The 23,036-nt window shown below is 71.3% G+C and carries 34 protein-coding genes and 2 pseudogenes; 7 read left to right on the forward strand and 29 right to left on the reverse strand.

The window, feature by feature from the left end:
- Positions 1-81: 81 nt before the first annotated feature.
- The 27 genes from IE178_RS36415 to IE178_RS37015 all read right to left on the reverse strand — a co-directional run bounded on the left by IE178_RS36415 (position 82) and on the right by IE178_RS37015 (position 14,487).
- Positions 82-795, reverse strand: a complete 714-nt coding sequence (locus tag IE178_RS36415) for an AAA family ATPase (RefSeq protein WP_318280389.1) — start codon at positions 793-795, stop codon at positions 82-84.
- Positions 796-807: 12 nt separating this feature from the next.
- A complete protein-coding gene (locus IE178_RS33425) occupies positions 808-1,026 on the reverse strand; it encodes a hypothetical protein (RefSeq protein ID WP_193514860.1) in 219 nt (72 codons plus the stop codon).
- Positions 1,027-1,239: 213 nt separating this feature from the next.
- Positions 1,240-1,440, reverse strand: coding sequence for a helix-turn-helix domain-containing protein (locus IE178_RS33430; RefSeq protein WP_193514861.1), 201 nt, complete (start codon positions 1,438-1,440; stop codon positions 1,240-1,242).
- A 14-nt stretch (positions 1,441-1,454) separates the two neighbouring features.
- Positions 1,455-1,667: a hypothetical protein gene (locus tag IE178_RS33435; RefSeq protein ID WP_318280390.1), complete on the reverse strand. Its 213-nt coding sequence runs from the start codon at positions 1,665-1,667 to the stop codon at positions 1,455-1,457.
- 163 nt (positions 1,668-1,830) lie between these two features.
- Complete coding sequence (locus IE178_RS33440; protein WP_193514863.1) at positions 1,831-3,924, reverse strand: FtsK/SpoIIIE domain-containing protein; 2,094 nt, start codon at positions 3,922-3,924, stop codon at positions 1,831-1,833.
- 86 nt (positions 3,925-4,010) lie between these two features.
- On the reverse strand, positions 4,011-4,184 hold the full coding sequence (locus IE178_RS33445; protein WP_193514864.1) for a hypothetical protein: 174 nt from the start codon (positions 4,182-4,184) through the stop codon (positions 4,011-4,013).
- Between the two features lie 2 nt (positions 4,185-4,186).
- The gene (locus IE178_RS36420) at positions 4,187-4,318 is read right to left on the reverse strand and encodes a hypothetical protein (protein ID WP_318280391.1); all 132 of its coding nucleotides are present in this window, start codon (positions 4,316-4,318) and stop codon (positions 4,187-4,189) included.
- Between the two features lie 79 nt (positions 4,319-4,397).
- Positions 4,398-4,610 carry a hypothetical protein gene (locus IE178_RS33450; protein WP_193514865.1) on the reverse strand — a complete coding sequence of 71 codons (213 nt, stop codon included), beginning with the start codon at positions 4,608-4,610 and terminating at the stop codon, positions 4,398-4,400.
- Complete coding sequence (locus IE178_RS33455) at positions 4,610-4,918, reverse strand: hypothetical protein (protein ID WP_193514866.1); 309 nt, start codon at positions 4,916-4,918, stop codon at positions 4,610-4,612. The genes IE178_RS33450 and IE178_RS33455 overlap by 1 nt, the downstream gene beginning before the upstream one ends.
- Positions 4,915-5,088, reverse strand: a complete 174-nt coding sequence (locus tag IE178_RS33460) for a hypothetical protein (protein ID WP_193514867.1) — start codon at positions 5,086-5,088, stop codon at positions 4,915-4,917. Before IE178_RS33460 ends, IE178_RS33455 begins: the two co-directional genes overlap by 4 nt.
- Complete coding sequence (locus IE178_RS33465) at positions 5,085-6,224, reverse strand: conjugal transfer protein (protein ID WP_193514868.1); 1,140 nt, start codon at positions 6,222-6,224, stop codon at positions 5,085-5,087. Before IE178_RS33465 ends, IE178_RS33460 begins: the two co-directional genes overlap by 4 nt.
- The gene (locus IE178_RS33470) at positions 6,221-6,625 is read right to left on the reverse strand and encodes a DUF6907 domain-containing protein (RefSeq protein WP_193514869.1); all 405 of its coding nucleotides are present in this window, start codon (positions 6,623-6,625) and stop codon (positions 6,221-6,223) included. The genes IE178_RS33465 and IE178_RS33470 overlap by 4 nt, the downstream gene beginning before the upstream one ends.
- Positions 6,622-7,266 (reverse strand): hypothetical protein, encoded by a 645-nt coding sequence (locus IE178_RS36425; protein ID WP_318280392.1) that lies wholly within the window; start codon positions 7,264-7,266, stop codon positions 6,622-6,624. The genes IE178_RS33470 and IE178_RS36425 overlap by 4 nt, the downstream gene beginning before the upstream one ends.
- 112 nt (positions 7,267-7,378) lie before the next feature.
- Complete coding sequence (locus IE178_RS33480; protein ID WP_193514870.1) at positions 7,379-7,633, reverse strand: hypothetical protein; 255 nt, start codon at positions 7,631-7,633, stop codon at positions 7,379-7,381.
- 50 nt (positions 7,634-7,683) lie between these two features.
- Positions 7,684-8,304, reverse strand: a complete 621-nt coding sequence (locus tag IE178_RS33485) for a hypothetical protein (RefSeq protein WP_193514871.1) — start codon at positions 8,302-8,304, stop codon at positions 7,684-7,686.
- Positions 8,301-8,507, reverse strand: a complete 207-nt coding sequence (locus tag IE178_RS33490; protein ID WP_193514872.1) for a hypothetical protein — start codon at positions 8,505-8,507, stop codon at positions 8,301-8,303. The genes IE178_RS33485 and IE178_RS33490 overlap by 4 nt, the downstream gene beginning before the upstream one ends.
- Positions 8,508-8,520: 13 nt before the next feature.
- The gene (locus tag IE178_RS33495; RefSeq protein ID WP_193514873.1) at positions 8,521-9,000 is read right to left on the reverse strand and encodes a single-stranded DNA-binding protein; all 480 of its coding nucleotides are present in this window, start codon (positions 8,998-9,000) and stop codon (positions 8,521-8,523) included.
- Positions 9,001-9,074: 74 nt separating this feature from the next.
- The gene (locus IE178_RS33500) at positions 9,075-9,614 is read right to left on the reverse strand and encodes a hypothetical protein (RefSeq protein WP_193514874.1); all 540 of its coding nucleotides are present in this window, start codon (positions 9,612-9,614) and stop codon (positions 9,075-9,077) included.
- Positions 9,615-9,690: 76 nt separating this feature from the next.
- Positions 9,691-10,116, reverse strand: a complete 426-nt coding sequence (locus IE178_RS33505; RefSeq protein WP_193514875.1) for a hypothetical protein — start codon at positions 10,114-10,116, stop codon at positions 9,691-9,693.
- Positions 10,113-10,325, reverse strand: a complete 213-nt coding sequence (locus tag IE178_RS33510; protein WP_193514876.1) for a hypothetical protein — start codon at positions 10,323-10,325, stop codon at positions 10,113-10,115. The genes IE178_RS33505 and IE178_RS33510 overlap by 4 nt, the downstream gene beginning before the upstream one ends.
- Before the next feature lie 186 nt (positions 10,326-10,511).
- Positions 10,512-12,128, reverse strand: a complete 1,617-nt coding sequence (locus tag IE178_RS33515; RefSeq protein WP_193514877.1) for a YfjI family protein — start codon at positions 12,126-12,128, stop codon at positions 10,512-10,514.
- A complete protein-coding gene (locus IE178_RS33520; protein WP_193514878.1) occupies positions 12,125-12,982 on the reverse strand; it encodes a toprim domain-containing protein in 858 nt (285 codons plus the stop codon). Before IE178_RS33520 ends, IE178_RS33515 begins: the two co-directional genes overlap by 4 nt.
- 84 nt (positions 12,983-13,066) lie before the next feature.
- Entirely contained in the window at positions 13,067-13,321 is a 255-nt protein-coding gene (locus tag IE178_RS33525) for a hypothetical protein (protein WP_193514879.1), read from the reverse strand.
- Positions 13,318-13,512 carry a hypothetical protein gene (locus IE178_RS33530; protein ID WP_193514880.1) on the reverse strand — a complete coding sequence of 65 codons (195 nt, stop codon included), beginning with the start codon at positions 13,510-13,512 and terminating at the stop codon, positions 13,318-13,320. Before IE178_RS33530 ends, IE178_RS33525 begins: the two co-directional genes overlap by 4 nt.
- Positions 13,509-13,718, reverse strand: a complete 210-nt coding sequence (locus IE178_RS33535; RefSeq protein ID WP_193514881.1) for a hypothetical protein — start codon at positions 13,716-13,718, stop codon at positions 13,509-13,511. Before IE178_RS33535 ends, IE178_RS33530 begins: the two co-directional genes overlap by 4 nt.
- The gene (locus IE178_RS33540; protein ID WP_193514882.1) at positions 13,715-14,185 is read right to left on the reverse strand and encodes a hypothetical protein; all 471 of its coding nucleotides are present in this window, start codon (positions 14,183-14,185) and stop codon (positions 13,715-13,717) included. Before IE178_RS33540 ends, IE178_RS33535 begins: the two co-directional genes overlap by 4 nt.
- A gap of 17 nt (positions 14,186-14,202) precedes the next feature.
- The gene (locus IE178_RS37015; protein WP_438874435.1) at positions 14,203-14,487 is read right to left on the reverse strand and encodes a helix-turn-helix domain-containing protein; all 285 of its coding nucleotides are present in this window, start codon (positions 14,485-14,487) and stop codon (positions 14,203-14,205) included.
- Between the two features lie 115 nt (positions 14,488-14,602).
- Between IE178_RS37015 and IE178_RS33550 the strand changes: the two genes are divergently transcribed.
- The gene (locus IE178_RS33550; RefSeq protein ID WP_193514883.1) at positions 14,603-15,418 is read left to right on the forward strand and encodes a helix-turn-helix domain-containing protein; all 816 of its coding nucleotides are present in this window, start codon (positions 14,603-14,605) and stop codon (positions 15,416-15,418) included.
- On the opposite strand, the gene IE178_RS33555 is transcribed toward IE178_RS33550, so the two are convergent.
- Complete coding sequence (locus tag IE178_RS33555) at positions 15,402-16,904, reverse strand: recombinase family protein (RefSeq protein WP_193514884.1); 1,503 nt, start codon at positions 16,902-16,904, stop codon at positions 15,402-15,404. The genes IE178_RS33550 and IE178_RS33555 overlap by 17 nt on opposite strands.
- Positions 16,905-16,946: 42 nt before the next feature.
- On the opposite strand from IE178_RS33555, the pseudogene IE178_RS33560 reads away from it, so the two are divergent.
- The 6 genes and pseudogenes from IE178_RS33560 to IE178_RS33585 all read left to right on the forward strand — a co-directional run.
- A pseudogene (locus IE178_RS33560) lies at positions 16,947-17,546 on the forward strand (ATPase, T2SS/T4P/T4SS family); the annotation flags it as partial.
- Between the two features lie 20 nt (positions 17,547-17,566).
- Entirely contained in the window at positions 17,567-18,418 is an 852-nt protein-coding gene (locus IE178_RS33565) for a type II secretion system F family protein (RefSeq protein ID WP_184765134.1), read from the forward strand.
- The gene (locus IE178_RS33570; protein WP_184765056.1) at positions 18,415-19,203 is read left to right on the forward strand and encodes a type II secretion system F family protein; all 789 of its coding nucleotides are present in this window, start codon (positions 18,415-18,417) and stop codon (positions 19,201-19,203) included. Before IE178_RS33565 ends, IE178_RS33570 begins: the two co-directional genes overlap by 4 nt.
- 109 nt (positions 19,204-19,312) lie before the next feature.
- Positions 19,313-19,522, forward strand: a complete 210-nt coding sequence (locus tag IE178_RS33575) for a DUF4244 domain-containing protein (RefSeq protein WP_184765057.1) — start codon at positions 19,313-19,315, stop codon at positions 19,520-19,522.
- Positions 19,509-19,889 carry a TadE family type IV pilus minor pilin gene (locus IE178_RS33580; protein WP_193514885.1) on the forward strand — a complete coding sequence of 127 codons (381 nt, stop codon included), beginning with the start codon at positions 19,509-19,511 and terminating at the stop codon, positions 19,887-19,889. The genes IE178_RS33575 and IE178_RS33580 overlap by 14 nt, the downstream gene beginning before the upstream one ends.
- 47 nt (positions 19,890-19,936) lie before the next feature.
- Positions 19,937-20,317 (forward strand): annotated as a pseudogene (locus IE178_RS33585) (Rv3654c family TadE-like protein); the annotation flags it as partial.
- Here the strand turns inward: IE178_RS33585 and IE178_RS33590 are convergent.
- Complete coding sequence (locus tag IE178_RS33590; protein WP_438874436.1) at positions 20,259-22,955, reverse strand: DEAD/DEAH box helicase; 2,697 nt, start codon at positions 22,953-22,955, stop codon at positions 20,259-20,261. The pseudogene IE178_RS33585 and the gene IE178_RS33590 overlap by 59 nt on opposite strands.
- Positions 22,956-23,036 lie beyond the last annotated feature (81 nt).

The raw sequence follows: 23,036 nt of genomic DNA on the forward strand, positions 1-23,036 counted from the left end.
CGCGGTCGCGTGCGCGACACCCCCGCCTGCGTTCTGGAACCTCCCCGGCGGGAAGATTCGCATCCCCCCTCGGGGGTGCGATCACATCGCCGGGGAGCTTTGGTCTGCGCGGTAGACGCGCCACCAGTCCTCGATGGCGCTGATCGTATCGCCTGGCCTGCCGTCCCGGCGAGCCCTGCGCACGCACTCGTCCTCGGGCGTGGCGAGCAGCACGACGTCGGCGCCGGGCGCCAGGCGCTCGCGGTCGGCCTGCCGGGGCGCGGTCGCGATGATCCACGCCGCGCTGAGGTTGTGGCTGCGTTCGAGGCGAGCGGTCACCGCGTCTCTCGCCTCGGCGATGAAGGGCCGCAGAGCGGAGGGGTGGGCGTGGGGGTGGGGGGACCCCAGGGCCACCCCCAGGGCGTCCCAGTCAACGATCAGGTCACCAGGCTCAGCGTGCTCGCGGACCCAGCTCGTCTTGCCCGAGCAGGGCGGCCCGCACACCAGGGTGACCTTGGCCGTGGTCTGCAGGCGCCGGCCGCCGTCCAGGAACCCTGTCTCGCGTGCGGTCTTGGCGTCGTGGCAGGGCTTGCACATGGCCTGGAGGTTGGCACGGTCGAACGCCAGCTGCTCGTTGCCGCGGTGGGGTCGGATGTGGTCGACGACCGTGGGCGGGCGGCTGCATCCTGCGCGGCAGAACGCTTCCTCGGAGAGGACCTGGTCGCGCAGTGGATCCCAGCGTGGGTCGTTGTAGACCCAGCGCCAGGCGGCCGCCGTCTGCCTGGCCTTGCGGCGGTGAGCTGGCGTCGTGCCCATGGGAACCGGGTCCTACTCGGTCGCGAACGGGATCTGCACGGTGATGAGCGCTGGCCCATCGCCGACTCTGACCTTGCGGCCCTCGGTGTCCTGAGCCAGCAGGCCGACCGTGAGGCCGTCCACGTGGTCCAGTTCGAAGGTGGTCACGGAGCCCGGCAGGCCGAGGGCGTCCAGGGCTGCGCGCGCCTGCTCGCGGGTGATGCTCTCGGGGAGTTCGGGCAGCTGGATCACAGCGTCCTCCGTGCGTGCAGGGTGTGGGTCCGCGCAGGGCGCGCGTCAGCAGCAACCCGACTCGTGTGAGCGATCCAGGGTGGGCCCTGCGCGGACGTCTGGACACGGCGAAGCCCCGACCGGGAACCGGCGGCCGGGGCTTCGTCGTGCGTCTGTGGTGCCGTTTGCGGGCACAGGTGTTCACCGAGATCGTGACAGGTCGCTGACCTGCGGTCAAGCGGCGTCAAGAGTGCGGCGCTTGGCGACCAGGGCTGCGACGTCCTGTGCGGCGTACCAGGGCTGGCGGGGAGTACCGCCCGAGCGTGTGAGGTGGCCGCGCTTCACCAGCTGCCGGACGGCGTCCAACTTCACCCCGAGCAGGCGTGCGGTCTGTTGTGCGGTGAGGTGGCCGGGCCTGATGTGCTGCTGCTCCATGCCTCCATGATGGGTCAGCGGGTGCCGGCCTGGTGGGTGCGGCGCCAGGCGTTGTGGGCGCGGCGGCCGACGCGGATCCGGAGCTTCTTGCCGAGGCAGCGCGGGCACATCTTCGTCTTCCCGAAGCGTTCGATGGTGCCGAGGCCGTCGCATCGGCGGCAGGGCGCGAAGGGCTTGACGGCGCACAGCACGGCGTAGCCGCCGGCCCAGAGGATGAGTGCGGCCATAGCGATCAGCATGAGGTGTCTTCTCCTCGTTTCCGGGCGGGTGCCGGGGTGTGGGTGGTGTCCCTGCTAGGCGCTAGTTGCCTGTTCAGGGGTGGGATTGGCTGCTAGCGGGGGTGCTAGACCTAGCAGGGTCGGGTGCTAGGTCTAGGGGTCGTTTCGGGGGTCAGGAGGCGAGCCTGTCGGCTTCTCGGCGGGTCACTGCGGCGACGACGTCGGTGCGCTTGATGCCGCGCCGGTTGGCGCCTTCGCCGCCGTCGGTGGTGCCCCACACCTGCCCGGTCTTGATGCCCCACGGCTTCACCGCGGCTGTGACGTTCTCGCCCTTCCAACCGTCGTAGGCGTCCGGGCGAAGCTCGGCGAGCCGGTCGGCGATCCGCTCGCACCACACGGCCTTTTCGTCCGTGGCCATCACGGCGAGGACGTCGGCCAGGACGTCCATGCCCACGGTCTTCGCCGGGCCCTCGCCGATGGCGTGGCCGGTGATGTTGCCGTATTCCTCGCGCATCTTCCGTGCCCGGGCGGCGACCAGTTCGGCTTTGGGTGCGTCGATGAACGCGGAGGCGACGATGCGCGGGTCGTCGCCCTCGCCGGCCAGCCAGCAGATGCCGAGGTCGCGGCGGCTGAACATGGTGGCGCGGATGCCCGACTTGTAGGCGCCGGTGCCCAGCACCATGTCGTTGGCCTGGTGGTTCATCACCTTCAGGCAGAACCGCAGGACCGCGTTGGCGCTGATGCCGGGCGGGAGGCTCTTGGCGTCGGGGCGCTGTGTGGCGAACATGCCGATGATGCCGAGGGCGGGGCCGCGCTTGGTGATGTCCGTGCAGATGGATTCGATCTCGGCGCCGTGCTTGTCGTGCTCGAACAGCACCTGGCATTCGTCGACGCCGATGACGATCGGGTGCAGGCCGAGGCTCTTGTCGCTGGCCAGCGCGGGCGTGACCTTCGATTCGGGGCAGCGGGCGCGCGGCAGGGACCGGATCACCTTCGCCCGGCGCCGCAGCTCCTCTTTGGCCTCCCGCAGGGCGTGAAGGATGTATTCGATGTCCTCGTCCTCCTCACCGGACCGGTAGCGGTGGGCGACGGGCTCCAGCGGGCCGAGGTCGCCGGTGCCCTTCAGGTCGAACGCCAGCAGCCATGCCCGCGGGTCCAGGGCGGCGACGAGCATGAGCAGCCGCAGGAGGAACGTCTTGCCCATGCGGGGGATGGAGCCGATGACGACGGACGCGAACATGAGGGTGACCTCGACCCAGCGCATGCGCTGGTCGTTGCCGAACACGATGGGCTTGAACAGGTCGACCTGGCCGTCCTTGAGCAGCGGCCACGCGGGTTTCGTGGTCTCGTTCATCGGCTTGTCGCCGACCCACAGCACCAGGCGGCCCTCGTGCTCGTCGGGGTCGCCGGACGGCCATACGCAGCCGACCTTGCGGCGCAGGCCGGAGGCGAGCTGTTCCCGCTTCTCCATGATGTCGTCGGGAGTGACTCCGTAGGGGAGGTCAAGGTCTGCGCGGTAGCCGGGCCCGTCGCGGACGATCTCGCTGGTGAAGCGCATGCCGTCCATGTCACCGCCCTTCTTGATGGCGGCGGAGATCTTCGGGTTGCCGATGCTGTCGAGGCCGCGCAGCACGATCGTGCCGGTGAGCTTCTGCAGCTCGGTGCGCATCACCGCGGGGCCGATGACGGGGGCGTCGGGCTGCTGCCCGAAGTAGCCGAGGGTGAGGACGGCGCCGGCCGCGAAGGCGTACAGGTAGGCGGGGGCCATGACGTACAGCCACAGCGCGAAGCCGAGGCCGAACACCGCGTCGACCAAGACGACCAGGCCGCGCAGGCGGACGCGGTTGCCGCGCAGTCGGGCGAGGTGCAGGTATTCGTCGACGTCCTCGGTGCGCACGGCGTGGTCGCGCAGCGGGGCGGCCTCGCGGTCCCAGATCCATCGGTTCGTCTCGGCGACGAAGCGGCAGGCGCCGCGCGGGGACATGGCGGCCAGCTGCAGGGCGTACCAGGGGGTGCGCAGTCCGTGGTAGGCGGTGGCGTACCCGAGGCGGGCCGTGGTGTGCTGGGCGGCCGTCGTGAACTCGGTCCGGTCGCGCAGCCACGGGGGCAGGATCGGCTTTCGCTTCTCGTCGACGACGCCCGGGGCGGGCAGTGTCGGGTTGTCGACGGGTACGGGAGCGTTGGGCGGCTGTTCGGGGGCGAACTTCAGCAGGGAGACCTGCGGGTTGGCGTGCCCGTTGACCTGCTCGGGCGCTGTCTCGGTCATGATGAGGGTTCCTTCTCTCTGCTGAGGGACGGGAGGCCCGGGGCGGCCGGTGAGCTTGGCGGCATGGCGGCCGCCCCGGGGCGGTGCTACTTGCGGCGTGCGGCCTCGCGGGCCTCGGCCTTGGCGCGGATCTCGTCGACCTGCTTCTCCTGACGGGCGGTGCCCTTGCCGCGGGCCTTACGCCGCTGGATCTGGATGCCGAGGACCACGGTCCTGGCCAACTCGGTGAGGTTGTGCGGGTCGTGGTTGCTGAACGGCATGGTCAGTTCTCCTCGTCGGTCGACGCGGTGAGGTGGGCGTCCATCAGGGCCGCCTCGACGTCCTGCACCTCGTTGCGCTCGATGGCGGCATACACCTCGTCGGCCTGGGCCTGCATGCGGTCGCTGAAGCTCATCTCGGTCCCTTCTCGGGTGGGCCGGGGCTGTCCCGGCTCCCCTCACCGCCCGGACGGGCCGGGCGGATCGGGCAGCCGGTCAGCGGCGGGGGTAGGTGTGGCCGGCGGGCGGGTAGGGCGGCTCGCACTCGGCGCCGGTGGCGGAGACGATGACCTCTTCGAAGTCGTCGAGGTCGGCGTCACCGCAGGGGTCACCGGTGCGGGCGGCGTAGGCGGCTTCCAGGCCGTTCAGCAGGCGCGTGGTGCGGGCCTGGTCGTCTGCCGCGGTCTCGCGGCGGTTGAAGATGCCCATCAGCGGCGCCCCTTCTGGACGTCGGCCCACATGCCGCGCAGGACGAGCAGGCAGGCGGTGGCACACACGGCGCCGATGGCGATCGCGACGGCGAACAGGGCGCCGACCAGGCCCACCGAGACGACGACGCCGCCGATGACGACCCACTTCTTCGCGTCGAACTCCTGCCGGACGGGCGCCGGCGGCTGCGCCTGCTGAGCGAGCATCTGCTGCTGCGCGGCGAGGATCGCGACGATCTGCCGGGTCAGCTCCGTGTTGTCGGCGGCCTCGACGGCGTCGCGGGCGGCCTTCTCCAGGGCGTCGCTCATCGGGTCCACTTCCTCACCAGGGGCAGGTACGGGCGGGCTACGGCACCGAGGACGAACGCGAGCAGCAGCGGCTGAGAGGCCAGCGCGGTGACCACGGTGGCGGTCGCGGTGAGCGCGGCGGGGGTGGTCAGCAGCAGCCCGAGCAGGGCGCCGAGGATGAGCCACTTCATGACCGGCTCCCCTCGACCACTTCGCGGCGCAGGTCGGTCGCTTCTCGACGCGACAGGCCGAGTTCGTCCTGAAGCGTCTTGATGGTCACCGGCCGGTTCGTCGACCTGACCGCCTCCCGGTGCAGCCTGCGGGCCTGTCGCCGCAGGTCGGACGGGGTGAGCGTGACCGTGGCGGTGACCACCTGGCGGGGCTGCTCGGCGGGTACCGACGCGGTCGCCTTAGAGGGGATGTCACGCGGACCGATGTGGTCCCACAGCCACGGACTCGCTGGCGTCTGGGGCAGGGGCGGGATGACCACCGGAGTGGGGGCGGGCGGCAGGCTTTCAGAGTTGAAAGCCTGGTCACCCTTGACCGGCTCGGGCCGGGCGACGATCGGCAGCAGCCGGGCGCCGGACGGGACTACCTCGGGCAGCGGGCGCGGCGCTTCGATGGCGGGCGGTTCTTCGGCCGCCTGGTCGTCGTCGACGCGCTCCACGGTCACTTCGACGGCCGGGGCGGCGGCGCCGTACATGGACGCGAGGGCCGCATCGGCTCCTTCGCGGACGCGGGTCCGCTGGACGTCGACCAGGCCGGCGCCGAGCTCGGTGTCGCCGACGCCGACGTATCGGGCGAGCTTCCAGTACCGGCGCACGGCGGCCTTGCGCTTGCGGGCGTCGGGGTGGCCGTCGGCCACCGCCCGGTGGAAGGCGAGCTGCCGGGCGACATCCGCGTTGCGGCGCAGCGTCTCGGCGTCCACGCCGGAGGTGTAGACGACGATGCTGCGGGCGATGAAGCCGAGGCCCTCGGCGGCGCCGGACATGGCGAGCGGGGTGACCGCGTACACGGCGGCCTCCCGGGGATTGCCTGCGATGGTGATGCCGATGCAGCTCGCGGAGACGGGGGCGAGCCACATGCCGATCCGGACGACCGCGGGCGAGGACTGCCCGAGCATCGTGCGGCCGAGCATCACCATCGCGAGGATGAGGGTCAGGCCCTCTCCGGCGGCGACGACACCGGCGGCGGTGGCCTGCCGGTGGAACTCGGCGGCAGCGTTGCTGTAGGTGCCGGCGGCGCCGACGACGCCGACGGCGACCATCAGGGCGGCGGCGGTGCCGAGGACGCCGGTCTGCCACTTCGTGAGGCTGCGAGTGGTCATCGGCGCTCACCTCGCAGGTGCGCGAGCTCGTCGAGGGCGCGGTCGATGCGGGCGGCGGCGGCGCGGAGGGCCCGGGTGAGGTGCCGGCCGTCCTCGGTGGCGACGGTGGCGTCGATGTCGAGGTGGACGTACAGCAGCGGGAGCGGCTCGGGGCGGATCTCGCCGTGCGGGGCCTGCGTGGTGCGGGCCTCGAGGATCTGCGTGCGGCCGTACCGGGCGGTGACGGCGGCCGCGGTGATGGTGGGCCCGTTGTGGGTGACGTCGGCGAGGTAGCCGACCAGGTCGTCGTCGTGGCCGACGCACCAGGCGGGCTCGGGCACGGTGACCTCGCCGTGGTCGACGGTGTCGAGGATGACGGTGCGGTCCCGGTAGCGCGGGGACTGCTTGCGGGGCTCGCTCACCGCTGTCCCTCCAGCCAGGCGTAGGGGCGCAGGGTGCTGGCGGTCTTGAAGGTGCGGGTGGCGGCGCCGTTGGGGGCGTCGGGCAGGGGGTAGACGCGTCCTCCGTCGAGGGAGGCGAGGAGGCGGGCGGCGTGGTGCTCGCAGCCGTCCGCGCCCGCGTTGCCGCGGTCGAGGACGGTGACGACGACCGGCCCGCCGCACGGGGTCGGGTCCTCGGGGTGCGCGGCCGGGCAGCGCAGCGCGGGCGGCTCGGCGGCGGCAGGGCGCCAGGCGATGGTGGAGCCGGCGCCGCGGGTGCCGACGGTCCACACCGTGCCGTCGTCCATGGTCAGCTGGCGGACGTCGCGGGCCATGCGGGCGGTGTAGCTGTCGGCGGGGATGACGGTGAAGGCCAGGCCGTTCGCGTGGCGGACCGTGTGCGGCTCGCTCGTCTCGGCGCCGATGGCGCGGAGGAGGAGTCGGAGGGCCTCGCGGAGGGAGAGGACGCTGTTGCTGTCGAGGAGCTGCTGGGCGACGCTGACGGCGACCTCGAGGTCGGTCGGCTCGCGCAGCTGGTCGCGGACGGCGGCGGCGGCCTCGTACAGGGGCTCGGCCGGGTTGATCTGCGCGCTTTCGGGCGCGCTAAGGTTCTGTTGGGTCATGAGGAGGTTAGCTCTCTCTCGTGATCAAGTCCTCGGTCTGGCGTTGACGCGCCTTCCGGGGGCCGAGTCGGGTCCCTCGGTCAGGCGGTGCAGTCGCCTTCGCCGAGGGGCCTTACTCGTTTGGATGATCTTCAGTTGTGGAGTCGGGCGGCGGTGCAGTCGCCGGTCCGTACTCGTTCATCGCTCTTCGCACGATGCGGACGTCGATCCCGGTTTCCCGGGCGACAGCCTTCTTCGTTCCGAGTTCGCGGACGCCTTCGCCGAACGCTTCCGCTCGTCTTCGGGCGCTGGCCGCGATCTCTTCACGTAGCTCACGCTGTCGCCGAGTTTCGGCAGCAACGCGCTCGCGCCAATTGGAGGTTGGCACGCAGTTCAGTCTAGGGGGACATTGTGTCCTACCGCAAGCGGTTCGGGCGCTCACGCTGCCTCCCTCGGCTGAAAGTGGAGCAGCAGCAGCCAGTCCTGCTCGGACTCGTAGCTGTAGCCGCACCACCGGCACGTCACACGGGACTGCCCGGGCAGCCGGGAGATCACCGCCCCGCAGATGACGCCGTCACTGTCGGCAGCCACGCACGTGCCGAGCCGCTGCGGCCGCGGCGCCGGGTCCCCGACGATCGTCCGCGCCTGCGCCTCCAGCTCGCCCACCTCGCGCGCCATGTCCCCGGCGCCTGGGTAGTGGTCGACGATCCACTCCAGCTCCATCGCCAGCCACCGGCAGTTGGCGTCCAGCGCGGCCGGCGGAGGCGGAGTGTGCTGTGGCCAGCGTTCCCGCTGCACGTCCACCCGCCACAGCTGCAGCACCTCGGCCGCCCGGGCCATGTTGACCGTGTCGAGGACGTCCTCGTCGAGCGGGGACCGGGGGCCGGCCGGGGCCGTCGAGACGAACTCGGCGGGCCCGGACCGGCGAGGCACCAGGCACTCGCCGACCTCGGCGTACAGGGTCGGCAGGTCGTCCAGGCGCTTGGCGAGCTGGACGGTGTGCCGCTCGCACAGGTACCGACTGCGGGTCTCCTCACCGCACAGCTCGCAGACGGTCACGGGACGAGTCCGTAGCGCTGCTGGACCTGGTACAGCTCCAGGCTCCGCAGGAACGCGTCACCGGCCGACCGGCGGCGGACCTGGTGGGACTCGGCGAGACTGCGGCGTGCCTGCCGCATGTCGAGGACCATGTGCCAGACGGCCACGCCCTGAGCACCGACGCCGATGCCGCAGATGAACAGGATGATCTCGTTCTCAGTCATGTCGCCTCCTTGATCAAAACGGGGGTTCGTCGGAGTAGTTGGCACCCTGGGCTGCGGGATGCTGCTGGCCACCGCCCCATCCGCCGGTCTGCTGCTGGCCGTTGGCGGGGCGCTGCTGCTGGCCGCTGCCGGTCTTCTTGGTGACGGCCGCGGTGGCGTAGGTGAGGGACGGCCCGACTTCGTCGACGTCCAGCTCGTAGACCGTGCGCTTGACGCCCTCGCGGTCCTCGTATGACCGCTGCTTCAGGCGGCCCTGGACGATGACGCGCATGCCTCGCTGGAGCGACTCGGCGACGTTCTCCGCCGCCTGCCGCCACACCGAGCAGGTCAGGAAGAGGCTCTCGCCGTCCTTCCACTCGTTCGTCTGGCGGTCGAAGGTGCGGGGGGTGGACGCGACACGGAACTTGGCGACCGCAGCGCCGGCCGGAGTGAAGCGGAGTTCAGGGTCGTCGACCAGGTTGCCGACGACGGTGATGACGGTCTCGCCTGCCATGGCGGGCTCCTTCTGTGATGCGCTGGATGGGTGGCCGGGCCCGATACCCGCGGGCCCGGCCGGTTGCGTGCGAGTCAGGCGTCCTCGCCGGTTCCGTTGGCGCCGGTGAGGTCTTCGACGATCGGGAGGTCGAGGGTGGCGGCGATGTCGCCGAGCGTCAGGACGGTCTCCTCGTCGAGCTTGTCGGCGAGGGCCTGCGTGACCTGGTTGATGGCGGCAGCGGCGTAGGCCCGGCCGACGTGGTTGAGCACCACGCCCAGGGCGTACTGGTGGGCCGCGTCGCCATCGAGGTCCAGGTAGGTCACGGCGGCGTGCTGCCCCTGCATGTACTCCTCGACGGCCCTGACCTGGACGCGCTTGTGAGCGAGCGCGCTGTACAGGCTGGTGTGCTCGTTGAGGACGTACTGGGTGATGGCGGCGCCGCAGTCGAAGTGCTCGCTGATCGGGTCGCCGGCCTTGATGCCGCAGGCGCAGCACTGCAGGAAGTTGCCGCCCTCGTGCGTCTCCGGGTTCCACCAACTGCCGAAGTGGACGCTCTCAGTGGTGCCGCAGTCCTGGCAGTTGGTCGGCCCGCTGTGGCCGTGGGCGCGGGCGATGTCGGTGGTCGTGGTCACTGGTTCTCCTCGGCGGTGATGGGATGCTGGGCGGGTGGCCGCCCCGGTTCCCGCGGGGCGGCCGGCTGCGTGCGGGTCAGGCAGACTGCTCGGGCGCGGGCGGCTCCTCGCTGGGGTGGTACAGCCGTAGGAAGCCGGAGTCGTTGCAGGGGTCGCCGGTCAAGCCGTCGGCGTCGACACAGACGGGCACGAGTTCGCCGTCGCTCTTGGCGTTCCAGGCAACGACTGTCCTCGTCCAGACAGTGCCGTCGCTGTCGCGGCACTCGGCGAGCCAGCCGCCACCGGGCAGCGAAGCGACGACCGGAAGGTCGACCTCGTGGAGGCCGGCGAAGTTGCTGTAGCTGTCGGCGTCGACGAGGTGGCCGGTCTTCTCGTCGACGACGAGGGCGGTCTTGTCGTCGTCCCAGGCGATGACGGGCTTGGTGGAGTGGTGGGTGGTGTCGGTGGCCTTGTTGTGGTGCCGGTAACGGGCCACGTAGGCGGGGCGGTTGGCGGGGATCACTGGTTCTCCTTGGTGGTGTCGTCCGTGACCGCCTCGGTCACGGCTCCGTCCGTCGTGCGGGCGGAAGCTTGGTTGCGGAGGCGCTGGGCATGCCGGTGGGCGAGGCCGCGCTGCCGGGCGGCGTTGAGGGCGGCCCGCCGCACCTTGGCCGCCTCGGCGCGGGCGCGGGCGGCGGCGATCTTCGCGGCGACGATGTCGTCAACGTTCACGGGGAGCCTTCCGGAGGTCGGGGCCCGGCCGCTGGACTTTCGTCCATTAATTCCATGCGGTCGTACCGGTAAGGGGTGTGGGCGATGAGGTCCGCCGTGCACCGGGGGTTACTTTTCTGGTTACAGAGAGTAGTAATTAGTTGAAAAATGAGCTTTATAGGGACCCTGGAACTAACCCAGGGCCCTTCACGCGGCACCCCGGGGCATGGAATTAATGGAAATAACTCGGCTCCGGTCGATGCCCGAGACGTCCGGGTGGACCACGTAGCGGGGCTTCTGCGGACGCCCGCGCTGCCCCTCCTTACGCTCCGGAGGGTCGATCTGCCGGAGCCAGCCGGACCGCACCAGGACGTCCAGGGCGTCGTGAACGTCCGCCATCTCCGTGCACCAGCCCTGCCCGCGCACGCCCTTCTCGACGTCGCTCGCCGAGAACCGGCCCACGATCTGCTCGTCCGCGATCTTCCGGCGCAGCCAGTCGAGGACCGAGCGCGCCGGCCCGAGCTTCGACTGCCGCTCGGCGGACATCAGGTCCGAGACGAGCCGCGCGTGCGCGATCAGGTAAGGCACCAGGGACACCACGTCGTCCATCACGTCCCCGGGAACGGTGAGCGCCGACGGGTCGTCAAGGAGCGTCAGGACTGCCGCCAGGCGGAGGACTTGGCCCGGCAGCTTCTTCGCCCAGCCCTCGATCGAGGCGAGGTCACCGTGCGACTTGTGGCGCGGCTCGAGGGCCTCCCAGAACGCCCGGAAGGATGCCCGCGCGTGGCTGTCGAGGTCCATCTGCCGGTACTCGGTGTCGTCCCAGATGGCCGTCATCATGTCCGTGATGGCGGTGTGCCACGCCTGCCGTACCTGGCCCGGGATCGGGTCGGTGTCGTACACGCGGTCGCCGACCCGGCTGATCGGCATGGAGAAGAGGAAGCGCGCCATGAGGCCGCGGGCCTCGAAGACGTCACCGGTCTCTCCCATACCTGTGAGGAAGCCGGGTTGCACGGCCAGGCCGAGGGACAGGTTGGGGCGCTCGAGCAGGAGCGTGCGGCCGCTCTTGCGGTTGACGGCGTGCGGTTCGTGGCTCCACGCCTTCAGCACGATCTCGGGGTTGGCGTTCTTGGCGTACCGGCCGCCGACGTTGCCGAGGAACGAGCTCTCGGTGGACAGGACGGCCAGGCGCTCACCCTGTTCGGCGATGACGTCAGTGGCGGCCTCCGGGGTGGTGTCGTCGGCGATGAGCTGGGTGTACACCTTCGGCTCGCCGAGGGACTCCAGCTCGTCGCGGGCCAGGTCCAGGTCGGTCCGCGCCTTCTTTCGGGCGTCCGCGTCCTTCGCCTTGATGACCTTGCTCTCGGCGTCGGACACGATCGACTCGGCGATGCGCCGGTCCTGCTGGTCCCGGGCGACTGCGACCTTGTCTTCGTCGCGGCGCCGCTTCTGCTCGTCATACAACGGCTTCGCCATGAGGCCGAGTGCTGGCGACTTCATCTCGCCGGGCGCGGCCACGGGCATCGTGTAGAGGGTGACGGGCTCAACCCAGTCGGGCTTGGGGCTGACGGTGCGGCGACCGCCGATCGCGGTGGAGGCGACGGCCATGCCGAGCCACGCGGGCAGGTCGACGGGCACCTGGAGGCTGTCGGCGACGGCCTGCGCCATGACGCCGACGCCGCGCAGCTTGGACGCGTCCAGCGGCGGCGCGGGCGGCGGCTCCAGCGGGATCGGCTCTTCCCAGTCCTTGGTGTCCTCGGGGTGGATGCCCTTGTCCCAGGACGGGGCCTCGATGTTGGGTGCCCAGTTCGGTGCCGTGGTCATGCGTCCACCGCCGGGTCGCCGGGGTACGGGACGGGTGCCCACACCTGGATGAACTCGTGGTCCTTGTGGCCGGCGGCGAAGTGGTCGGCGGCGTCCTTGCCGGTCTTGGCCTGGACGACGTAGACGGAGTGCGCCAGGCCGCGGAGGCTGTCGACGACGGCGAGGGCGTGTTCGCGTCCCTTCTCGTCGCGGTCGGCGACGATGGTGACGTCGGCGCCCTCGAGGAACTTGGCGTGCTCGGCGGTCCACTTCGTGGCGCCGCCCGCGTTGCAGGTGGCGGCCAGGCCGTGGTCGACGAGCGCGTGGACGTCCTTCTCGCCCTCGGCGATGAAGATGACCCGGTCGGCTTCCTTCGCGGCGAGCAGCTCGGGCAGCCGGTACGGGACCAGGCGGACGAGCCGGTTGCCGCGCTCATCGTTGAGGGACCAGCGGCGCCCGGACTTCGCGGCCGGGTCGGGCCGCCACTGGGCGAAGTCCTTGTGGTCGCAGCGGGTGACGCCGTGGACGACGCCGCCGTTCTCGTCGCGGTAGATGTACTGCGCGACTCGCTTGTGGCCGTGCCGCTGGCAGGGGATCCAGGTGTCGTCGGCGGGCCGGTCGCGCGTCCGCTCGAGGGGCTCGTCGAACAGGTCGGCCTCGGTCCAGCCAATGGCGGCGAGGAAGTCGGTGTTGCCCTGGCACTTGTGGCAGAACAGGGCGATGCCGTTGTCGATGCGGCTGATGGCGACGGTGTCGGGGGCGTCGCCGTCGTGGCAGAGGCCGCGGGTGCGGAGTCTGCCACTTTGGTAGCGCGTGGGTTCGCCCCGGTCGCGGAGCAGGTCCGCGATGCGGTTGAAGGCGATGGTGTCGATCACGAACTGCTCTCTTCTACGAGCGTTGGCCAGTTGGTTCGTGGGGTGAGGGCGGGCGCTACCCCCAGCAGCGCCCGCCCTTGACCGCTATGCCGCTCTGCGCTTGGCGTGGGCGATGTCCTCGGCGGCGGCGGTGATGCGGGTGCACCAGTTGCGGGCGGCCGTGACGACAGAAAGCGGCGTGGGCTGGGCCTCAAGGTCGTGCCGGATGGAGTCGAGGACCATCTCGTGCAGGGCGCGTTCCTGCTGCCGCTGCACGTACAGCTGGCCTTCGTCCGGCGCGAGCGCGTCGAGGTCGATGGGCTCGTCGACGGGCCAGCGGCCGGGGACGCGGTCGTTCACGACATCGCCTCCTTGCGGTGGGCCGGCCAACCGGGGCCGGGCGGAATCTCGGGCAGGCCCTTGAGGGCGCTCGGCGTGTGCTCGGAGCAGCGCAGGCCGGTGATGTAGCGGCGGACGCCGTCGGTCTTCCGGCAATGCCGCCGCTCGGAGCCGACCCAGTGCGTGCACTCGGGACGCAGCTGCTCACTCATGCCGCCTCCTTGGCCATGCTGGCCACGACGGGGGCGAAGATGCCGCGCAGGGTGGCGATCTGCTCGGTGGTCAGCGGCGGCGCTGCAGCGGTATTGCGTTCGATGCGCGCCCAGTAGGCGGCGTTCCTCTTCGGGTCGGCGAAGCGGACCGGGCGGGCCGGTGTGGCTACACCCCCGGCCGTCGGGGTGCTCCGTGGGGCGGTCACGCCTGCCCCCTCTTCTGCAGGTCGAGGACCAGGCTGCGGATCGCGGCGAGCCGCTCGACGGGGGCCTGCCCCTTGGGGAAGGCGGCGATGATGCTGCCGTCGTTCTTGACCGCGGCGAAGGCGCGGAAGCGGGCGGCGAGGTCGGGCGCGTCCTCGATGAGGCTGGCTATATCGAGCTCCTCGAGCTCGATGTCAAACTCGGCGAGGAACGCGGGGATCAGGACCTTCTCGGCGTACTCGCTGATGAGTGCCTCGATGCGGTCGGCCTTCTCGCGGAGCGAGGTGACCTTGGCCAGCGCCTGGGCCGGGGTGACCACCTGAAGGTCACCCTGGTTTCCCTGCGTGGCGGCGACCAGCGTGAGCTGGCCGTCGTCGAGGTCGGCCATGACCTCGACGGTCAGGCTGGCGGTGATGCCCTGCTCGGGCAGAGTCGACGGCGCCGTTGCCGTCGTGGGAAGCTTGCTCATGAGCACGTTCCGTTCTCTTACTTGCAGGTAGGTGCGGATTGCTCAACAGGAGCGGCCGGCTGGTACCCGGCCGCTTCGTCGTTTTCGGCGGTCTCTCCCGGCTGGTACACGGGAGAGACGCCGTGGCCCGCCTTGGCGAGCAGCTCTTCGTCGAACTCTCTGATGGCCGCCGCGGGGTACAAGTGCCGCCGGCCGACTTTCGTGCTCTTGGGGCCGTACCCGATGTGGCGCCAGTACCGGACCGTGCCCGGTGCTGTGCGGTAACGGGCGGCCACCTCGTCGGTGGTGAGGTAGTGCTCCATGGCCAACCTTCTCAGGGATGCGTCACGTGTTAACCGTGATGCTCATGGAGGATGCACGCCTGTTCGGCGACTGTCAACCTTGTCAGGGCTCAGCTAGTCGGTACTCTTCATCCCCATGAGGGATAAGCGTGAGTCAACGCAGTTCAACGCTGGAGGGCGTGAGCCGATGGCCGGACGGCTGCCGAAGGTGCTGGCGGCTCGGCTTCGGTCGGCGCGCAGGGCGGTAGGGCTCTCGCAGGGAGCCGTCGCGGATGCGATGCGCGACCGCGGGTTCACTTGGCGGCAAACAACGGTGGCTAAGACGGAAGCGGCGGACAGGCCCGTGCTCTTTGCCGAAGTGGCCGCTCTAGCTCAAATCTATAAGCGCGACTTCAACTACTTCCTGTACGCGGGCACAGAACTAGACGTTCTTGTGGATGATGCCTCACGGGAACTGGACAGCATCAAGCATGCGCTATCCGAAACGGCGAGTATGCTGGCAGCGCTAAAAAAGGATCGAAGGCTTTATGAATGCACGATCGGTGTTGCGACGAGCATCCTCAGGTACCGCAACACGGGCGACTCGGGGGTGCTGCTTGGCGACTTCAGGATGCTGGTGGAGCGGTATGGCTACCTATGCATGACCTTGGAAGACGTCTACGACTCCATCGGTGTCACGCAAGACCAACTGCATGGCGTGGACCAGGTGGCACTCCAGGATTCGGCAAGGCGTGAGCGCGCGTACTACGACAGTGTTATTCGAACAAAGACGGAATACGGGGAATCTCCCGAACTGCTTCAAGGTCTGCTCGACTTTAGTGATGGAAAACCGGTGTCGGAATCTTTGCTCGACGTTCTCCGTGAAAGCGCCGGATGGGTGGACACGGCGACATCTATGCTGGTTGATGTCATCATTTCTGCCGTAGACACTCAACTCAAGGCCGATGATTGATTCCCCGCCTCCAATGGAACACCACGGCGTCGTAGTCGAAGTACCCCCCGTCCGGCATCCGCCCTGGACGGGGGGTTTTCAGTGTCACCTCGACCAGGGCGCGCAGCGCGTTCCGCTTCCGCTCGAGGTCCAGCGTCTGCCAGGCCGCCCGCACGTCCGGCGCCCCCACCAGCCCCGCCAGCGGATCCCGCGTTGCCGCGCGCGCCAGCTGCGTCGTCACCCCGGCCAGCTGCGCGCGGGCGGTCTCCATGCCCTCGGTGAACGCGTCCAGCTCCAGCTGCCCGGCACCGAAGAGACCGCCCAGGTCCCGCATTCGCTGCCGGATTCGCTCGCCCTCGGCCTGCAGCGCGGCCACGTCGATGCCGTCCGGTGCGGGCTCCAGCAGCTGGTGCGCGTCGGGCCGTGACAGCCGGTCGATGACCTGGTCCTCGACGTACTGGTCGACGAGCTCGGCGCGTCGGCCGCCGCCGTGACCGGTGCCGCACTTGTAGCTGGGATGGTTCCGGCCGCCGGACTGCGTGACGGTCATGCCCTTGCCACACCCCGCGCGACCGCACCGGTACAGCAGCGACCCGAGCCACTTCGGCTGAGCACCCGGGGTCGTCGTGCGCGCCGGGTCCTTAAGGATCGCGCAGACGGCCCTGTACTTCGCCTCGTCGACGATGGGCTCCCACTGCCCGCGCCCAACCTCCTCGCCCCGGTAGACAGCGATCCCGGCGTTCCTGGGCCGCAGCAGCATGTCCCGCATGTCGGTGTGCGTGACCGGGTTCCCGCGCGTGGTGGTGACGCCCTTGTCGGCGCACCACTTCACCAGTGACCGGATGGATCCGCCGGACAGGATCTCGTCCGTCCAGAACCGCAGGGCCTCCGCCTCTTCCGGGACGGCCTTCATCATGTCCAGCTCAGGCACCTCGACTTCTTCGCCCGTCTTTCGGTCGGTCTTCGTCCGCGTCTCACCGGTGGGCACGCCCCAGCCGAACGGGCGGATCCCACCCATCCACTCGCCCTTCAACGCCTTCTGCCGACGGGCCCGGGCCACGCGCTCGCCCTTGTGCTCGGACTCCTGGCGGGCGACGGCGCCGAGGATCCGCGCGGTCATCCGGCCGGAGGGCGTGGCGAGGTCGACGGTCCCGGCCTGCACGGTGTGCGTGGCGATGCCGCGCCGGTCGGACAGCTCGATGTACTCCTCCAGCTCGACGATCGAGCGGGTGAGCCGGTCGGTGTGCCAGACGATGACGACGGTGGCCTTGCCCTGGTCGAGGTCGGCGAGCATCCGCCGGTAGTCCTTGCGGAGCTTCCCGGAGAAGGCGCTCACGTCGTTGTCGACGTACACCTCGAGGACTTCCCAGCCCATCCGTTCGGCGAGGGCTTCGCAGTCCTCGCGCTGTCGCTCGACGCCGAGGCCGGCGCCGGTACGGTCCTGGCTGATGCGCACGTAGATGACCGCGCGCGTCTTCTGGCCGGCGTCCGGCCGGGTGGTCTTCATGCGGTGAGTGTGCCTCAGTAGTGGTGTCTCTGTCCCCAGTTCGGGAAGACGACGTTGCTGAGCGCGCTGCTGGGGCTCGTCGGGCCGGAGGAGCGCATCGTCCTGGCCGAGGACTCGGCGGAACTGCGGCCCGATCACCCGCACGTCGTGCGGCTGGAGACCAGACCCGCCAACCAGGAGGGCGCGGGCCTCGTCACCCTGGAGGACCTGGTGCGGCAGGCGCTGCGGATGCGGCCCGACCGGCTGGTCGTGGGTGAGGTGCGCGGCCCGGAGGTGGTCCATCTGCTGGCCGCCCTCAACACGGGCCACGAAGGCTCCGGAACCGTCCACGCCAACGCCGCCGCCGACGTGCCGGCCCGGCTGGAGGCGCTCGGTACGGCTGCCGGACTCGACCGGTTCGCGCTGCACAGCCAGTTGGCTGCCGCCCTCTCGGTGGTGCTCCACCTCGTACGCGACCGGAACGGGCGGCGGCGGATCGCGGAGGTGCATGTGCTCGAACGGGACCCGTCGGGGCTGGTGCGGACGGTACCGGCACTGCGGTGGGGGCCGGAGGCCTTCGCCCGCGAGCGGGGATGGCAGCGGCTGCGGGAGCTGCTCCGGAACGCGGACGGTGATCGACCGCGAGAGGGGATCGGGCGGTGAACGGGACGACCGAGGTGTCGATGGGCGCGGCCGTGGCCTGTCTGGGGACCGCGGCCTGGATGCTGGGCGGCGGGCGGGCCGGGGCCAGGCGGGCGCGGTTGCTGCTGGCCGGCGGTGGAGCGGTGGGGAGCGGGCCGCCGGGCCGGCCCCGGGTGGTCCGCGCCGGGCAGCGGATCCTGGGGCGGCTGCGCGTCGAGTGGTGGTCGTTGGCCGCCGGGATGGTGCTGGCGGTGCTGGGTGCGTCGGTGCTTCCGGTCGTCGCGGGGGCGGCCGGGGTGCCCTTGCTGCGGAGGTTGCGCAGGGCCGCCACGGAGCGCCGGGTGCGGGAGAGCCGGGGGGACGCGGTGATCGCGCTGTGCGGTGCGCTGGCCGGCGAGGTGCGCGCCGGGCGCCAACCGGGTGAGGCGCTGCTGCCGGCCGCGCGGGACTCCGGCGGGCTCGGTGACATGCAGGCGGCGGTGCTGGCCGCCGCGCGGTTCGGCGGGGACGTACCGGACGCGCTCACGGCGGCGGCACAACAGCCGGGCGCCGAAGGGCTGCGGGGACTCGCCGCGTGCTGGCGGGTGTCGGTGGACCAGGGTGCCGGGCTCGCGGCCGGGCTCGACCGGCTGGAAGCGGCGCTGCGTGCCGAACGCGACCAGCGGGCCGACCTGCGCTCCCAGTTGGCCGGTGCCCGCGCCACGGCGGTGATGCTCGCCGGGCTCCCGGTCGTGGGCCTGGCGCTCGGCGCCGCACTCGGCGCGGACCCGCTGCGCATTCTGCTGCACACACGGCCGGGGCTGGTCTGTCTGGTGGCCGGCGGGGTGCTGGAGGGCCTCGGACTGTGGTGGGCCCTGCGGATCATGCGGGGCGCCGAGGAGGTGACGAAATGAGCGGGGACGTTGTCCACAGGCTGGGGGCGGTGATGGGGATCGTGTCGGCGCTCGCCTGGCTGGTGGGGTGGTGGAGCCGGACGCGCCGCCGGCGGCGGGTGCGGCGACGACTGGCCGAGGTGCTGGCCCTGGAGCGGCCGGCGGCTGCTTCACGCCTCACGAGGCTGCCCACCGTGCGGAGTTGGCTGCCGCACGCGGGCGTGGCGTGTGCCGGGTGGGTGCTGGTGGGCGGTCTCGCCGGAGTGGTGGTGGGACTGGTCGCCGCGGCCGGACTGTGGCGGTGGCGACTGCGGCGGACGGAGGCCGCCGCGGACGCAAGGGCGCCGGATGCCGCCTGGGCGGCACGTCAACTGCCCCTGGCCGCGGATCTGCTGTCCGCCTGCATCGCGGCGGGCGCGGGTCCGGTACTGGCCGCGCAGGCCGTCGGAGAGACCTTGGGCGGACCGGTCGGGGACGCGCTGGCGCGCGGCGCGGCGGAGGTACGGCTCGGCGGCGAGCCGGCTGCGGCGTGGCGCCGCCTGGCGTCGCTCCCGGGCGCCGGGGTGCTGGCCCGGCTGCTGGAGCGGGCCGATGTGTCCGGGCTGCCCCTGGCCGCCCCGGTGGCCCGGCTCGCCGCCGAGGCCCGCGCGCAGTGGACCCGCGCGGCGACGGCACGGGCCCGGCGGGCGGCCGTCCTGGTCAGCGCGCCGGTGGGGCTGTGCTTCCTGCCCGCCTTCATCGCGGTGGGTGTGCTGCCCGTGGTGATCGGGCTCGCGGGCGGCGTGCTGGGAGGAGGTGGTGTGTGACGGGCCGACGGAAGCACCACGGATGACGAAACGAGTGACAGAACGAGTGACAGAACGAGTGACAGAACGAGTGACGGAACCAACAGCACCTTTCCTTAAGGGGGTTGAGATGTATCAGGTGGTACGGGCGCGACTGCGTGCCCAGGTGTGCAAGGCGCGTGCGGTACGGCGGGACGCCGGAATGGTGACCTCGGAGTACGCGATGGGAATCGTGGCGGCGGTGGCGTTCTCCGTGGTGCTCTACAAGGTGGTCACCAGCGGACCGGTCAGCACGGCGCTGCGGAACATCGTGCAGCAGGCACTCGATGGCCGGATGTGAGCGACGCGCGGACCGGGGGTTCGTGACGGCGGAGTCGGCCATGGTGCTGCCCGTCCTGGTGATGTTCGCGACGGTGCTGGTCTGGGGCCTGCTCGTGGTGGCGGCGCAGATCCAGTGCGTGGACGCGGCACGCACGGGCGCCCGTGCGGCGGCCCGGCAGGACCCGCCGGACGCGGTCATCGAGGTGACCCGCGAGGCGGCACCGCCCGGCGCGACGGTCACGGTGAGCCGGGAGGCCGAGCAGGTCCGGGTGGTCGTCGTGGCCAGGCCCCCGGTCCTGCACGGGCTGCCCTTCGAACTACGGGAGGAAGCCGTAGCGGCGGCGGAGGAGACGGCCGCGGAGGAGTCCGTGGGGGAGGGGGCGTGAGGGGCGCTTTCCGCGGGCGATGGCCGGCGTGGTCGGCGCCGGTGCCGCTGGGCGGCCGCGGGCCCGGTGGGCGCTCGGACCGCGGGTCCGCGACCGTCTGGAGTGTCGGGGCGATCGCCGTGCTGTGTGTGGTCTTCGGCGTCGTCGCGGCCCTCGGGCACGCCGTGGTGGTCCGGCACCGGGCGGCCGGCGGCGCGGACCTGGCGGCGCTCGCGGCGGCGGACCACTGGACGCAGGGCGGTACGGAGGCTTGCGCGCGGGCGGACCGGGTGGCCCGGGCGCAGGGCACGCGGCTCGTGCGGTGCGTGATCACCGGCGAGGTGTCGGACGTGTCGGTGGCGTCGGGCCGGGGGCCGTTCGCGGTGGAGGTCAGGGCACGGGCGGGGCCGGCCGGCCCGGCGGAACCTCCGCTCCCGGCTCCGGTCCCGCCTCCGCTCTCGGCCCGGGTCCCGCCTCCGCTCTCGGCCCGGGTCCCGCCTCCGCTCCCGACCCCGGCCCGGGTCCTGCCTCCGGTTCCGGCCGCGGCGTCGGCTCCGGCTCCGGCCCCCGAGGCGGGCCAGGCACCGCCCCATCCGCTCCGGCAGACGGCTGAGCCGCCCCCGGGGTATCCGGCTTCTCCACCGGCGCGCCCTCCAGGAGCACCGTGAGCAGCCGTACCGCGCCCCGTTTGTGCAGAGGGTCGTTGCCGTTGCCGCACTTGGGGGACTGGATGCAGGAGGGGCACCCGGCGTCGCATTCGCAGGAGGCGATGGCCTGGCGGGTGGCCGTGAGCCAGGCGTGGGCGGTGTGGAAGGCGCGTTCCGCGAAGCCCGCGCCGCCTGGGTGGCCGTCGTAGACGAAGACCGTGGGCAGCAGGGTGTCGGGGTGCAGCGGGATCGAGACACCGCCGATGTCCCAGCGGTCGCAGGTGGCGAAGAGCGGCAGCATGCCGATCGACGCGTGCTCGGCGGCGTGCAGGGCACCGCCGAGGATCTCCGGGTTGATCCGGGCCCGGTCCAGCTGGTCCTCGGTGACCGTCCACCACACCGCGCGGGTGCGCAGCGTACGAGGAGGGAGGTCGAGCTTCGTCTCGCCGAGCACTTCGCCGGTGATGACCCGCCGGCGCAGGAAGGAGACCACGTGGTTGGTGACCTCGACGGAGCCGTAGCACAGGCGGCCGTCGCCCCACGGGATCTCGGTGTCCGTCTCCAGCACGGTGATCGACGTCGTGTCCCGGGCCACCGTGGTGTACGTCGGGTTCGCCCGCTCGACCAGGGCGACGGAGTCCTCCAGATCGAGCGACCGGACGAGGTACGTGAGGCCCTGGTGCAGATGGACCGCGCCCTCGTGGACGCTCGTGTGCGCCGCGCCCGCGTCGACCGTGCCGAGCAGCCTGCCCGTACCGACCTCGACGACCTGCACCGGCCGACCGCCCTCACCTCGTATGTCGGTCAGGTCCGCGGCCCTTTCCCGGCGGGTCCAGTGCCAGGCCCTCGTCCGCCGGCGCAGCAGCTTCGCGGCTTCCAGCTGCGGGAGCAGTTCCTCGGCGGCCGGACCGAAGAGGGCCAGGTCCTCCTCCGTCAGGGGCAGCTCCTCGGCCGCCGCGCACAGGTGCGGGGCGAGCACATAGGGGTTGTCCGGGTCGAGGACGGTGGACTCCACGGGCCGGTCGAAGAGGGCCTCGGGGTGGTGGACGAGGAAGGTGTCCAGAGGGTCGTCGCGGGCGACCAGGACGGCGAGGGCGCCCTGCCCGGACCGTCCCGCGCGGCCGGCCTGCTGCCACAGGGACGCCCGGGTGCCGGGATATCCGGCGATCACCACGGCGTCCAGGCCCGAGATGTCCACGCCGAGTTCGAGGGCGTTCGTCGCCGCGAGGCCGAGGAGTTCACCGGAGTGCAGGGCACGTTCGAGGGCGCGGCGCTCCTCGGGGAGATAGCCGCCCCGATACGCCGCGACACGCCCGGCCAGCGAACGGTCGACCTCGGCGAGGCGTTCCTGGGCGATCACGGAGATCAGCTCGGCGCCGCGCCGGGAGCGTACGAAGGTGATCGAGCGCATGCCCTGCACGGTGAGATCGGTCAGCAGGTCGGCTGCCTCGGCGGTGGCCGTACGGCGGACGGGGGCACCCTTCTCGCCGTGCAGCTCGGTCAGTGGCGGCTCCCAGAGGGCGAACACCAGTTCACCGCGTGGTGAGGCGTCGTCGGCGACCTCCACCACCGGCAGCCCGGTCAGGCGGCGGGCGGCGACCGCGGGCTCGGCGGCGGTGGCGGAGGCCAGCAGGAACACGGGCGAGGCGCCGTAGCGGGCGCACAGGCGGCGCAGCCGGCGCAGTACCTGGGCGACGTGCGAGCCGAACACGCCCCGGTAGGTGTGGCACTCGTCGATGACGACGTACTTCAGCGACTTCAGGAAGGAGGACCAGCGGGGGTGGGACGGCAGGATGCCCCGGTGCAGCATGTCCGGATTGGTCAGGACGTAGTTGGCGTACTGGCGGATCCACTCCCGTTCCTCGAACGGCGTGTCGCCGTCGTAGACCGCCGAGCGCACCGAATGGCCCAGTGTTTGTGAAAGTTCCTTCACGGATCGGCACTGGTCCGCTGCGAGGGCCTTGGTGGGGGCGAGGTAGAGCGCGGTCGCGCCGCGGCCGTTCGGGGCCTCGGCGCCGTCCAGGAGCGTGGACAGGACCGGTGTGAGATACGCCAGGGACTTCCCGGACGCGGTGCCGGTGGCGACCACGACGGATTCGCCGTCCAGGGCGTGCTCGGCGGCGCGTGCCTGGTGGGCCCACGGGTGCTCGATGCCCGCGGCCCGCACGGCGGCGACGACCTCCGCGCGGATCCGGTCCGGCCAGACGGCATGGCGACCCGCACGCGGGGGCAAGTGCTCCGTATGAGTTACGCGCGAAGCCCGGCTCGGTCCGGACGCGAGCCGGTCCAGGACCGTGCCCGGCAGGGGCCTGGACGGGGTGTCCGTCGGGGGTCGATCGGGTCGGTGATTCTTGGCCATCGGGACCGAGTGTGTCACTGGCGTGACGGACAATGGGGCCAAGGCGTCGTGCACGCCTGCCGGTAAGCCTCGCGCTTTCATGAAGCGGGCTGTCCGACGGGTGGTCAGGTATGAGAAAAGTGCCTCTGACCAGCAAGAATGAGGATTGTCTAGGTCCTTGTT

The sequence above is a fragment of the Streptomyces griseoloalbus genome (assembly GCA_014650015.1).
In the GTDB taxonomy this organism is placed as follows: domain Bacteria; phylum Actinomycetota; class Actinomycetes; order Streptomycetales; family Streptomycetaceae; genus Streptomyces; species Streptomyces griseoloalbus.